Here is a 12388-nt window from a genome sequence, read left to right as displayed (position 1 = left end):
TTGTGGAACCGATGGCGCTCACCAAGATCACGCCGACCCCGGCACGCGTGCAGTGGGACCGGCGACTCGCAAGGCCCTCGACCGTCCGGGTCGGTGGCCGACAGCTGACCGTAACCGGGCTTGACGTGATGCGCGACGAGACCGCGGCCTACCCCGCTGATCGCGGCCCGCGCATCACCTACCTGGTCGAGACCGATGCGGGCCAGGCTTCGGTCGTGTTCGATGGACGGCGCCGGCGCTGGTTCGTGGACGCACTCGACGAGGCAGCGTAGGGAGCCTCAGTCCAAGGGCTCGGCCTCAACGATCCAGAGCGGCCCGTCGCCGGCTTCAACGCGCCGAGCGTCGCCGCCCGGGTCGCTGAGAGATGTGCGGACCAAGCGGACCCGCTTACCATCCAGTTCGGCGATGGGGCCAACCACCGGCGACAGGCCGAACGTGAAGGCCCAGGCGCGCGCCTGGTCGTGGATCTGTCGCGCAGACTGGGACCAGTCGACGGTCGCGTAGTCCTCGCCGAAATGGCCGGCCCAGGTGACCCCCTCGGTCGGCTGCGGGTCGCCGGGGTCGCCGGCCGCGATGCGGGCGAAGACTTCCGGCAACAGGCTGAGCGCCACCGCGCCCATGCGCGGACCGACCACGTCGATGCCATAGTCGTCGTCGAGCATCGGCACCGGGGCCTGGGCCAGGATCGGACCGGTGTCGAGCTCCGAGTCCATCCGATGCCAGGTCACGCCGAACTGCGCGTCTCCATCGCGGAAGGCCCAGGCCAGCGGGATCGGGCCGCGATGGCGGGGCAGCATGCCGGGGTGGCAGTTGACTGAACCGAGCGGGGGCACATCCAGCGCCCCCTGCGGAATGCGCCACGGGAATCCCCAGCACAGCGCCAGGTCCGGGCGGCTGGCGCGCAGGAGCGGCTCGACCGACCACTTGTCGTGCGCCAGCAGCACGTCGAGGCCAGGGGGCGCGGTCTCGTCGCCCATCGGCTCGCGACCGGGCGGTGTAGGCTGCCGCCGGCGAGCGCTGATGATGGCGACCGGGTCATGGCCGAGCTCGCGCAGTGTGGGAACAAATGCCGCGGCCACGGGCGGCACGGTCGTGATGAGCGCGATGCGCCAGCCCACCTGCTTCATGCGGTTCGGAGTCTAGCCCGTACAATCCGAGGCAAGGCTCGCCCGCGGGCGCCGTGCGGGCGTCCGAAGACCACACGAGGCAGCTCGCCGATGGGCGATTCCACCCAACTCACCGACCTTCCCCTGCACGAGTTTCTTGAGCGCCTGGGGAGCAGCGATCCGGTCCCCGGTGGCGGCAGCGCCGCCGCGCTGACGGCCGCCATGGGCGCCGCCCTGGTCGCGATGGTGGCGGAGCTGACGATCGGCCGTCCGGCCTACGCCGAACACGAAGCGACCGTCAGGCACCTGCGCTTCGATGCCCTGGACCGCAAGGCCGAGCTGCTCAGCCTGGCCCAGGAGGACGCCACTGCCTACGACGCAGTTGTCCGCGCTCGCCACATGCCGAAGGACTCGGAGGCGGAGCGCACGGCACGTACCGGCGCCCTGCAGGGGGCCATGACGGAAGCGGCACGAATCCCCTTGCGTGCCGCGGTGGTCGCCTCGGAGGTCCTCGACCTGGCCGAGCGGATCGCACCGATTGGGAATCGCAACGCGGCCAGCGATGCGGGTGTGGCCGCCCAGCTGGCCGCGGCGGGGCTGCGCGGCGCGCTCCTCAACGTCCGCATCAACCTTCCCTACCTCGCCGATGACGACCCGTTGCGCGAGTCGGCGCCCGCCGAGATCGCACGTCTCGAGGCGTTGGCCACGACGGGCGAGCAGGCGGCGCTGGCTGCCGTGGACGAGCGGCTGGCGGCCAAATGACGGCCAAGATCCTCGACGGCCGGACCGTCGCATCCCGCCTGTGGCGCGACCTCTCGGACCGCATCGCCGAACTGCATGAGCGGACGGGGGCCACGCCTCGCCTGGCGATCGTCCGGCTCGACGCACGGGGCCCGTCCGCGGTCTATGCGGCGAGCGTGTGGCGCGCGGCTCGCAGCGTGGGCGTCGACGCGTTCGAGATCGCCCCGCCGGAGGGGGTGGCGCTCTCCGACCTTTCAGCGCGCATCGGCGCCCTGAGCCGCGACCCGAGCATCGCCGGCATCGTGATCGCCCAGCCGGTGCCTGCCCACCTCGACGCGGCAGCCGTGGTGGAGTTGATCGACCCGGTGAAGGATGTGGACGGCGCCACGCCGCTCAATGCCGGCCGCATCGCGCGCGGCGAGCGGACCTTCGTGCCGGCCACGGCGCTGGCGGTGATGGCCATCCTGCGCAGCTATGGGATCCCGATCGCGGGCAAGCGCGCCGTGGTGGTCGGTCGCTCCGCGGTCGTGGGACGGCCCGCCGCGGCCCTGTTGCTGGCCGCCGACGCGACCGTGCAGATCTGCCATCGCCGGACCCGCAACCTGGCCCGCGAGACGCGACGAGCGGAGATCCTGGTGGTCGCCGCCGGCGTGCCGCACCTGGTTCGAGCCGAGATGGTGAATCGCTCGGCGGTGGTGATCGACTGCGGCATCAACACCACGCCGGACGGGATCGTGGGCGACGTCGACTTCGCCGCGGTGCGGCCGGTGGTCAGCGCCATCACCCCCGTGCCGGGTGGGGTTGGCCCGGTCACGACCATGATGCTTTTGCAGCAGACGGTCGATGCCGCTGAGCGGGCCGAGTCATCCGACGAGCCCGCACTCGACCGATACGCCCTCCCGGAGCGAGCTCCGACCAAATCGGATCGCTGATCGATCAGGGCGAGGCGATGGCCTCGATCATGTCATCGAGCGGCACCGAGCCGTCGATGAAGCCGAGTCGCAGCATCGTTTCGTAGCCGCTCGTCCAGACCGACGTGTCGATCGCCCCGTCCTGACTCCAGAGCTCCACGGTCGCCTCCAGCACGGCGAACGCCGTCGCCCGGTCCTCGCCGATCGCCGGCACCGCAGCGACGGCCGCATCCAGTCCCACCTCCGGGTTCGCGGCAATGGCCACTAGCGCACGAATGATCGCCCTGGCGAACTCGGTCGCCAAGGCCGGGTCGCTGGCGAGGAGATCGTCCCCCGCGATCAGCCCCGGGCCGGGCAGCGGAGCGAGGTCGTCCAGGGTCAGCAAATCGACCGCCATCCCTTCGCCCTCGAGGCGCAGCGGCTCGTTATTGCGGAAGCCGGTGATCATGTCGACGTCCCCGTTCAGCAGCCCCTGGACCTGGTTGAACTGCGGGTAGCCGCGGATCACCACGTCGTCGGGAGTCATTCCGCCGGCGTCGAGAAGTGCCAGGAGCGCGTGCCACGACGAGCCAAACTCTCCCGGTGTGCCGATTCGCATGCCGGCTAGCTCGGCCGGTTCGGAGGGCACGGAGCCGCGAGGTCCGATGAGGGCCACCGGGAAGTGGTCGTACAGCGTGGAGATGTACTTCACGGGGATGCCCGAAGTTCGGCCGATCATGACGTCAGTGGCGTCGGCCACCCCGAACTCGGCCTGTCCATCGGCCACCAGGACGAGAACGTCACTCGCGTCCTTGAACTCGATGCTCACGTCCAGGCCCGCATCCGCGAAGTAGCCGGCCCGCTGGGCGAGGTAGAAGGGGGCGAACTGCACGTCAGGCCGGAAGCCGAGCAGCAGCGTGACCGGTCTGAGGGCCACGGATGGCGAGGACGTACCCGCGTTCTGGCAGGCGACCAGCATCAGGACGATCAGCGGCAGGAGGAGGCGGCGCGGAGACATCGGTCTTCCTTTCTTACGGTTGCACGACGAGACGGCGCTCGACTAGCACGACCAGCCCGTGCAGGCCGATGCCGATGATCGCAAGGGTGGCGAGAGCGACGAACATGAGAGGGGTGTCGAAGAGCCCCTGGTCGGCAATGTTGATCAGGACGCCGAGGCCGCTGCCGGCACCAGCCCATTCGGCCACGACGGCGCCGATGACGGCCAGGGTCACTCCCACCCGCAGGCCGCCGAAGATGACGGGGAGGGCTGAGGGAATCTCCAGCCGGGTGGTCCGCTGGCCCGCTGTCGCGCCCAGCGAACGGAACAGCTCGACCAGCAACGGATCGGCCGAGCGGATGCCGACCATCGTGGCGATGGCGATCGGGAAGAAGACGATAAGGGCGCAGATCAGCACTCGCGCCAAGAGGCCGCCGCCGAACCAGATGTCGAGCAGCGGGGCCAGCGCCAGGATCGGCACCGACTGGGCCGCGACGATATACGGCGAGAGGACCCGCTCGATCACCACGCTCTTGCCCAGGGCGGTTCCCACGGCGATCGCTGACGCAGCTCCGACCACGAGACCCAGCAGGATCTCGGAGAGGGTCACGGCGGTGTGCTCCCAGAGCAGTCCTGAGCCGATGGCGCGCACGGCGCGCTCAGCCACCACCTCGGGCGCGGGGAGGATGTAGTCGGGCGTGCCGGTCACGACGGTGAGCACCTTCCAGGCAACCAGGAAGGCTGCGAGCGAGATGAGAGTCGTGGCGAGGCTTCTCATCGATCGAGCCACGGCGTCAGCTCCGGCGGATGGACCTCCGCCAGCGCTGTGCGGGTCGCGGCGTCGATGCTCGCGGCCGCTGGGTCTCCGGAGAGCGTCGCTGGCCGCGGCCGTGGCAGCTCGACCGGGATGATCTGGGCCACTCTGCCCGGTCGCGCTGTCATGACCACGATTCGATCGGCCATGCGGACCGCTTCGCTCACGGAGTGCGTCACCAGGACCACCGTTCGCGGGCGGTCCATCCAGAGGCGCTGCAGCTCGCCGTCGAATCCCTCGCGGGTGAGGGCGTCGAGCGCGCTGAACGGCTCGTCCAGCAGGAGGATCGGCGGGTCGGTGATCAGGGCTCGAGCCAGTCCCGCTCGCTGTGCCATCCCGCCCGAGAGCTGCGCCGGCCGAAGCTCCGCAGCCTCCGCCAGCCCCACGCGTTCGAGTGCTTCTTGCGCGCGTTGCCTTGCTTCGACGGCCGGGGCGCCGGCCAGGGTGAGCGGCAGCGTGACGTTGTCGAGGGTCGACAGCCACGGCAGCAGGCGCGGCTGCTGGAACGCAAGGCCGACCCGCCCGTCACCGGCTCGCGGCCCGGCGGCTGATCCCTCGCCGATCAGAACTCGGCCGGCGGCTGGTGGCAACAGCCCGGCAATGACTCGCAGGAGGGTGCTCTTGCCGCAGCCATTGGGACCGATGATCACGGTCAGGCTGCCCGCAGGGATGCCGAGGGTGAGGTCTCGCAGCGCCTCAACCATGCCCGATGCCTCGGGGAACTGGACGCTCACGCCCTCGAGGCGGACGGGCATGCCGGAAGGCATCGGCGCCTCCGCCGGTTTCGTCGCCGCCTCGCTGATCATCGTTCGCTCCCGCTGACGCCGTCCTGGCATCGCGCGCGGGGCTCGGCCGCGGGCTCTCGTGGCTCGACGTGCGTCGGGCGCGCACGCGCGCGCCATCGGCTTCGTCGATGCGTCGGAGAGCGCCTCGCGGTCGCCTTCTCCCATCCGGACTGTGACCGTCGGCCCTGTCTGCCTGCGAGCTTTGCGCTCGCCGGGTCAGGTCGGCCCCGTCAGGTTCGCCCCGTCAGCCGCTCCTCGGCGTCAGGGCCTGATGGGGTTCGCGGGCTGGCTCGCCTCAGCGAGCCGACCGCCGGTGGGGACTTTCACCCCGCCCCGAAGGCGATGAATCGTTCAGTTGACGCCAGCGTGCACGCTGCGCACCTGGCGGTCAAGCAGCCAGGTGCAGCCCCCCAACGTCCACGCCTATTTCTCGCCCTCGGAGAGCAATGTGCCGCGCAAGGGATGCAGGTCTAGTCATTCCTCACAGCCCGAGAATTGAAGGCGCCGTCCGCCGAATCTGCGCCCATGATTGGGCATAAGCCCCCGCGTCAGAGAATTAGCCGGGCGAAGTCGCGGTCGCGACGGGAGGCCAAGCTCGCCCGTTAACCCCCGCGCACCGCGGATCACGCAATGACCTGGTCGGTCCCCCCTCGAGCCCGCAGCCAGCGGTAGATGACATACACCATGCCCACCACCACGATGACGTAGATAACGAGCTCGAACGGGCGCACCGCCTCGTACAGTCGCTTGTAGTTTTCCCCGAGCAGGTAGCCGCCGAGCAGCAGACCTGCGTTCCAGGGCAACGACCCCAGCGCGCTGAAGAGCAGGAAGCGGCCGACGGGCATGCGGGCCACCCCGGCGGGGTAGTTGATCAAGGCCCGCAGCAGCGGCACCAGTCGAGCGAAGAACACCGCCCGATCCCCGTAGCGCGCAAACCACGCGTCGGCGCGATCGAGGTCATCGGGCTTGATGTGGACGTAGCGTCCCCATCGGTCCAGCAGGGGTCGCCCGCCCCAGGCACCGATCAAGTAGCCCGCCAGCGACCCCAGCACCGCCCCGACAGTGGCAATCACCAGCACGATCAGCCAGCTCCACGGCGCATTGGTCAGCGGTTCGAGGATCGAGGGATCGGACGCAGACTGGCTCACCTTCCAGCCGGCCATCGGCACGATCACCTCGGACGGGATGATCGGCACAAAGGTCTCCAGCGCGATGGCGATCGCCACCCCCAGGTAGCCGACCGCGTCGTACAGGCCCAGGAAGAAGGGGATGATGGTCCGATCGATGAAGTCGAGCATCGGTCAGGCGGGGACTCGGTAGTCCACCGCCAGGGAGTAGACCGCCACGATCACCGCCAGCAGTGCGCCGCCCGCCATCCAGCCGCCGAGCAGGTCGATCGGGTAGTGGGCCCCGAGATAGAGGCGAATCAGGCTGATGGCGCCGATCAGGCCAATCGCCGCGCCATAGGCGATCATGCCGCGCCGCCGATCCAGGCTGACCCGCGCCACGCAGAACGCGAGCAGGCCGTAGAAGACGGTGGCGCGCAGGGCGTGTCCGGCGGGGAAGTCGGCGATGTCATCCAGACCGATACCCCCAATGTTGAACATCGCGTTCCCCAGCGTCGCCAGGCTGATCTCCGGGATGGCGGTGAAGTACTTCAGCGCCCACTCGATCGGGAAGGCGAGCGTCCCGGCCGCCAGCAGGAGGGCAAGATCGGTCCGGCCCCGCCACACCGCCACCACACCGGCGACCCCGAAGACAAGGCCCACGAACCAGCCGGAGCCAAGGCCGCTGATCCCGACCAGCAGCGCGTCGAGCGGCGGCGCGGTGGTCATGACCCAGTGCTGGACGGGCAGGACGACCTCCATCATCAGCCAGTCTTCCGGCACCGTGTGGTCGGTGAGACGCTTGAACGTGACCAGCCAGAAGAGGCTCGGCAGCGCGATCAGCGCCAGCAGGAACGCGAAGGCGGGACTGGGAACCGCGCTGCCAGGATCCGGGGCCTCGGCGGCCGCGATCGAACGGCTCGTGGGGTCCGGGGCTCGTCGCACGCTGCGTAGTATAGGGACGGCCTCCGGCCTCCCCGGGGGTTCGAAGCGGATCGAAGCCCCTCGAAAGGAGCCGCTCCACGCTCCCCGCGCCGTCCTCACCGCTGCTCATCACCGGGCGCGACCTGACGAATGCGGACGTCGCCGCGGTCGCCCGTGATGGCCGCCAGGTGGCGCTCGACCCCGGCGCCGCGGAGCGGATGCGGGCGTCCCGCGAGGTGATCGAGCGGCTCGTGGCGCAGGGCGAGACGGTGTACGGGGTGACCACCGGCTTCGGCGACCTCGCCAACGTTCGGATCCAGCCGGAGCAGGTCGCCGAGCTCCAGCGCAACCTGGTGCGATCGCACACCGCCGGGGTCGGTGAGCCGCTCCCGGTCGACGTGGTGCGGGCCATGCTCCTGCTGCGCGCCAATGCCCTAGCGGTCGGCCTCTCCGGCGCTCGGCCCGAGATCGCCGAGCTGCTGTGCGGGATGCTCAACGAGGCGGTGCACCCGATCATCCCGTCGCGAGGCAGCGTCGGGGCCAGCGGCGACCTCGCGCCGCTCGCGCACCTGGCGGCCGTGCTGATCGGCGAGGGATCGGCGGATACCCCCGCCGGACCGATGTCCGGCGCCGATGCGCTCAGCGCCGCGGGCCTGGTCCCGATCGAGCTGGGCGCAAAGGAGGGGCTCGCCCTCCTCAACGGGACGCAGCTGATGGCCGGCATCGCCGCCCTGGTGCTGCATGACGGCAAGCGCCTCGCCGCCTCGGCCGACGTCATCGGCGCGATGAGCCTCGAGGCGATGGAAGGGACCGCGGCAGCGTTCGACGCGGAGCTCATCGCCGCCCGACCGCACCCCGGCCAGGTTGCGGCCGCCACCCACCTCCGCGCCCTGCTCGAGGGCAGCGAGATCGGGGCGTCGCACGCGCAGAGCTCGCATCGGCTCCAGGACTCGTACTCGATTCGTTGCATGCCGCAGGTCCACGGCGCGGTGCGCGATGCACTCGACCAGCTCGAGCGGGTCCTGCTGGTAGAGATGAACGCCGCCACCGACAATCCGCTTGTCCTCGCCGATGGCCGGGTCGTCTCGGGCGGCAACTTCCACGGCGAGCCGATCGCGCTCGCCATCGACTACGCCAAGATCGCCCTCGCTGAGCTGGCGTCCATCTCGGAGCGTCGAACCGCCCGGCTGGTCGACGCTCACCTGTCGGGCCTGCCGCCTTTCCTCTCCGAGACGCCGGGAGTGAGCAGCGGCCTGATGATCGTGCAGTACACCGCCGGAGCACTCGTCAACGAGATGCAGACGCTGGCCCATCCGGCATCGGTCGACACCATCCCGACCAGTGCCAACCAGGAGGACCACGTGAGCATGGGCGCCACCGGGGCGCTCCACCTGCGCACCGTGCTCGAGGCTGCGGAGACGGTCCTTGCCATCGAGGCGCTGTGCGCCACCCAGGGATTGGATTTCCGGGTGCCGATGCGTCCGGGCCACGGCGTCTCGCGCGCACGCTCGACCATCCGCGCCCGCGTCCTCCACCTTGACAAGGACCGTTCTCCGTCACCGGACATCGCTGCAGTCCGCGAGCTGGTCCACTCCGGCGACTTGCTGGCCGCCGCCGACGGGTCCTGACCGATGGCCGGCACCGGCCTGACCTTCACCCTCGTCGACGCAGATTCGTTTGCCTCGATTCCCGTTCCCGCCACGGCCGGTGCCCGATGCCAGACCTGCGACTACTGGGAGCGCCTGGACGGCAACCGCGAGGCGTCCGAGTCGGAGGCAGCCGCCGAACTGAAGCTCAGCCGCCTGATGGCCGGTGCCCGGCTGGCAGGTTCGTACGGGATGCTCGCCTGGAGCGTGGATGCGACTGGCGACCGGGTCGCCGTCGGCTGGGCCCAATTCGGGCCGATCTCCGCCTACCCACGCGCCCAGGTCATCCGCGAGCGCTACCCTTCCCTCCCCGATTCACCCGCGCCATGGGTGGTGACCTGTCTCCAGGTCGTGCCCGAGACGCCGGAGCGGGAGGAGGTTGCCGCTTCGCTCCTTGCCGCTGTCTGCGACGAGCTCGATCGACGCGGGATCATAGCGGTCGAGGCGTATCCGGAAGGGGTGGCCGACCGGTGGTCACTCTCGCCGGGGCCTGCGTCCGTCTACGAGGCAGCCGGCTTCGCGCTCGCGGCCGGCGAGGAGCGCTACCCGGTCTACCGCCGTGAGCTGGAGGGAGCCTCCGCGGACGTTGGCTGGGGCGACCTCCTGTCGCACACCCGACCGCCCGACGAGGGCGAGGAGTGGCCGCTGCCACTTCCCAAGGGCCCCAAGGAGGAGGACCTCTTCCGCCTCCCGCCCAAGCCCTCCCGCCCCAACCCGTTCGGCGACGATTGAGCGATGCTCGAGGCCGGTCTGTGGGGACTTGCCGCCGCGTCCGCACTGGTGCTCGGCGCGTTGATCGGGCTTACCGGACGCGTGCCACTGGCGATGGCCTTCGGTGCGGGCGCTCTGGTCAGCGCCCTTGCCTTCGACCTGACCCAGGATGCGTTTGAGCAGGGAGGCACGCTGCCGGTGGCCGCTAGCCTCGCAGCGGGCGCCCTCACCTTCTTCACCGGCGACCAGATACTGGGCCGACGGGGCGGCGCGCGGCGCGGGAAGCGCATGGCCAAGGCGGCGGACAACGGGCCGGCGATCGTGCTCGGGGCGATGCTCGACGGGATCCCCGAGTCGGTTGTCCTCGGGTCGACCCTGATCGCCGGAGGCGCGATCGGTCTTCCTTTCCTGGCTGCCGTCGCAATCTCGAACGTCCCCGCGGCGCTGTCGGCGGCGGCGGACCTGCGGCGGGACGGGCATCGGCCGCCGTGGATCATCGGCCTGTGGGTAGGCGTTGCCGCCGTCTCAGGGGGTCGCCTCCGCCCTCGGCTACGCGCTGCTCGGCGGGATGGGAGAGGGCGCCATCCCGCTCATCCAGGCCTTCGCCGCGGGCGCGATCCTCACCATGCTGAGCGACACGATGATCCCCGAGGCCTTCGCCGACGGCGGCGACCTGACCGCGCTGGCTACCGTCTTCGGCTTCGCGACGGCCTTCCTGCTGACGACGGTGAGCTGATCAGCAGACCGCTGCAAGAAACTGGACGCCTCGGGTGTTGTACAGGGTGAAGTGGAGAGCGCCGTTACCTTGAACGCCCAACCGCAGACTCGCGCCGATGACTTCGCCGCTGCCGTCGGCCCGCACTACGCCGGGCTGGTCCGCCGACTCACGATCGTGGTCGCGGATCGCGAGGCCGGGCGCGACCTGGCACAGGACGCCTACCTGCGGGCCTTCCTGGGACCGCTTCGACGGACAAGACGCCCGGGCCTGGCTGCACACCATCGGCCTGCGCCTGGCTTTCAACGAGCGTCGACGACGCGTGCGCCTCACGGCGCTGTTCGGCCGGCGGACCGAAGAGGAGCCCTGGGTGGATGCGGTCGATCCCGAGCTCGGCGACGCGCTCCAGGGCCTCCGACCCGAACACCGCGCGGCATTGCTGCTGAGCGCCGTCGACGGCTTCACCCAGGCAGAGATTGCCGAGATGCTCGGAGTTCCCGCTGGAACGGTCGCGAGCTGGCTTTCCCGCACCAAGGCGCAGCTCCGAAAGGCATTGACCGATGACTGATCACAACGACGAGTTCGAGCGTTCCCTGACCGAGCGACTGCGGGCCTCTGAAGCCCGCGTGCCCGGCGCGGCCGCGCCGGATCTCGCCACCATCGGCTCAAGGTCAACGAGGGCGCGTGCGTTGGCGTGGGGGGCCCTGGTTGCTGGCGGAGGCGTCGCGACCGGCCTGATCGTGGTGCTCCTGCTGAATGATCGGCCTGCTCCCCCGACCGGCGAGGCGACCGCCACGCCGCACCCGACCTCTTCCGCAAGCGAGACCGCAACGCAGTCGCCTTCGGTCACAACGAGCCCGGCTCCGTCGGGGCAGGAGCAGTTGTCGGTCATTCCAATCGCCGGCCTAGGCAGCGAGGACGAGGTACGGGCGATCATCGAGGTCGATGGCCGGCTGATCGGCGTCGGCCGCCACGGCGATCAGGGGGCAGTGTGGACGAGCCTGGATGGCGGCTCGTGGACGCTGGCGCCCGACCTCCCCGCAACGGAGCCACTCGACTATGCAGCAACGACCATGACGTCCATCGTCCAGGGACCGGGCGGACTGGTGGCGGTCGGGACGTGGCAGACCATCGACGTCAGCACGCCGCGGATCTGGTACTCGACCGATGGCCAGCGGTGGACTAGCGTCTACGGCCCGAGTGGCTTCGAGCGGATCGAAGCGCTGGCGGTCGGCGGGCCTGGCTACGTGGCCATCGGCCTTGCTTCGGACGATGGCTTCACGGGCCGGCCGCAGGTGTGGACCTCGGCTGACGGTCGCGATTGGACCTCAATGGATAGCGTGGGGGTTACAGGCAGCCTCAACGACGTCATCGGAGAAGCCGGCATGATGGTCGCGGTTGGTGGCAGCGGTTCGGCCGCGAGTTCCTTCGTATCCACTGACGGCGCAACCTGGACGGCGGCGCCTGAGCAGGGGGCGCTGCAGGGAGCCGAGATGACCTCGGTTGCATTCCGGGACGGCGCGTTCGTCGCCACCGGGGCGCTCACTGGCCCTGGTGATACCTATCCGGCAACTCCGGCGATCTGGCACTCGCGCGATGGGCTGAACTGGTCGCTCGTCCTGCAGGGCGAGTCGGGCCAGCGAGTCAGTCAGGCTGTCTCTTCCGACGAGGGATTCGTTGCGATCGGCGGCCATTTCCCATCGGCCGGCTGGTCGTACGACCCTGCCGGTCAGATCCCCCCCAGCGACACGATCCAGCTCTGGTTCTCAGCCGATGGCGAGACATGGAGCGGTCCCACCACAGGATTCCTGGCCGATGGTGGGATCAACACGCTTGGACAAGCGATCATCATGGGAGGCGACCTGTTTGTGCCGGTCACTCTCCTCAGCGCCGGGCCGGACGGCCCTGTCTACCAGCCGGCGATCCTCCGCGGACCGCTGCCGCTCTAGTAGC

At 70.0% G+C, this 12388-nt stretch carries 14 protein-coding genes; 8 read left to right on the top strand and 6 right to left on the bottom strand.

Features of this window, described 5'->3' with window-relative positions:
* Nucleotides 1-11: 11 nt before the first annotated feature.
* On the top strand, nucleotides 12-272 hold the full coding sequence (locus WEB29_11320) for a hypothetical protein (GenBank protein MEX2137520.1): 261 nt from the start codon (nucleotides 12-14) through the stop codon (nucleotides 270-272).
* 6 nt (nucleotides 273-278) lie between these two features.
* On the opposite strand, the gene WEB29_11315 is transcribed toward WEB29_11320, so the two are convergent.
* Nucleotides 279-1127: a formyltransferase family protein gene (locus WEB29_11315; protein ID MEX2137519.1), complete on the bottom strand. Its 849-nt coding sequence runs from the start codon at nucleotides 1125-1127 to the stop codon at nucleotides 279-281.
* Nucleotides 1128-1217: 90 nt separating this feature from the next.
* Here WEB29_11315 and WEB29_11310 point away from each other — a divergent pair, with 90 nt between their 5' ends.
* Both WEB29_11310 and WEB29_11305 read left to right on the top strand, forming a co-directional pair.
* Nucleotides 1218-1868 carry a cyclodeaminase/cyclohydrolase family protein gene (locus tag WEB29_11310; GenBank protein ID MEX2137518.1) on the top strand — a complete coding sequence of 217 codons (651 nt, stop codon included), beginning with the start codon at nucleotides 1218-1220 and terminating at the stop codon, nucleotides 1866-1868.
* Entirely contained in the window at nucleotides 1865-2779 is a 915-nt protein-coding gene (locus tag WEB29_11305) for a bifunctional 5,10-methylenetetrahydrofolate dehydrogenase/5,10-methenyltetrahydrofolate cyclohydrolase (protein MEX2137517.1), read from the top strand. Before WEB29_11310 ends, WEB29_11305 begins: the two co-directional genes overlap by 4 nt.
* Before the next feature lie 4 nt (nucleotides 2780-2783).
* Here WEB29_11305 and WEB29_11300 read toward each other — a convergent pair whose 3' ends face one another.
* The 5 genes from WEB29_11300 to WEB29_11280 form a co-directional block, all read right to left on the bottom strand.
* Nucleotides 2784-3755, bottom strand: a complete 972-nt coding sequence (locus tag WEB29_11300) for an ABC transporter substrate-binding protein (GenBank protein ID MEX2137516.1) — start codon at nucleotides 3753-3755, stop codon at nucleotides 2784-2786.
* Between the two features lie 13 nt (nucleotides 3756-3768).
* A complete protein-coding gene (locus tag WEB29_11295) occupies nucleotides 3769-4512 on the bottom strand; it encodes an ABC transporter permease (GenBank protein MEX2137515.1) in 744 nt (247 codons plus the stop codon).
* Nucleotides 4509-5303, bottom strand: a complete 795-nt coding sequence (locus tag WEB29_11290) for an ABC transporter ATP-binding protein (GenBank protein MEX2137514.1) — start codon at nucleotides 5301-5303, stop codon at nucleotides 4509-4511. The genes WEB29_11295 and WEB29_11290 overlap by 4 nt, the downstream gene beginning before the upstream one ends.
* 653 nt (nucleotides 5304-5956) lie before the next feature.
* The gene (locus WEB29_11285; protein ID MEX2137513.1) at nucleotides 5957-6631 is read right to left on the bottom strand and encodes a DedA family protein; all 675 of its coding nucleotides are present in this window, start codon (nucleotides 6629-6631) and stop codon (nucleotides 5957-5959) included.
* A gap of 3 nt (nucleotides 6632-6634) precedes the next feature.
* Entirely contained in the window at nucleotides 6635-7384 is a 750-nt protein-coding gene (locus WEB29_11280; GenBank protein MEX2137512.1) for a phosphatase PAP2 family protein, read from the bottom strand.
* Nucleotides 7385-7485: 101 nt separating this feature from the next.
* Here WEB29_11280 and hutH point away from each other — a divergent pair, with 101 nt between their 5' ends.
* From hutH to WEB29_11255, 5 genes are all read left to right on the top strand, one after another.
* Nucleotides 7486-8991, top strand: a complete 1506-nt coding sequence (hutH, locus tag WEB29_11275) for a histidine ammonia-lyase (protein MEX2137511.1) — start codon at nucleotides 7486-7488, stop codon at nucleotides 8989-8991.
* 3 nt (nucleotides 8992-8994) lie between these two features.
* Nucleotides 8995-9741, top strand: coding sequence for a hypothetical protein (locus WEB29_11270; protein ID MEX2137510.1), 747 nt, complete (start codon nucleotides 8995-8997; stop codon nucleotides 9739-9741).
* Between the two features lie 493 nt (nucleotides 9742-10234).
* Nucleotides 10235-10456, top strand: coding sequence for a hypothetical protein (locus tag WEB29_11265; GenBank protein MEX2137509.1), 222 nt, complete (start codon nucleotides 10235-10237; stop codon nucleotides 10454-10456).
* Between the two features lie 97 nt (nucleotides 10457-10553).
* Nucleotides 10554-11003: an RNA polymerase sigma factor gene (locus WEB29_11260; GenBank protein MEX2137508.1), complete on the top strand. Its 450-nt coding sequence runs from the start codon at nucleotides 10554-10556 to the stop codon at nucleotides 11001-11003.
* Nucleotides 10996-12384 (top strand): hypothetical protein, encoded by a 1389-nt coding sequence (locus tag WEB29_11255; protein MEX2137507.1) that lies wholly within the window; start codon nucleotides 10996-10998, stop codon nucleotides 12382-12384. Before WEB29_11260 ends, WEB29_11255 begins: the two co-directional genes overlap by 8 nt.
* Nucleotides 12385-12388: the final 4 nt, after the last annotated feature.

This window comes from Chloroflexota bacterium (assembly GCA_040902225.1).
GTDB lineage: Bacteria > Chloroflexota > Limnocylindria > QHBO01 > QHBO01 > CF-167.
Note: the sequence above shows the minus strand (reverse complement) of the source record. Positions and strands in the feature narration are given on the sequence as shown.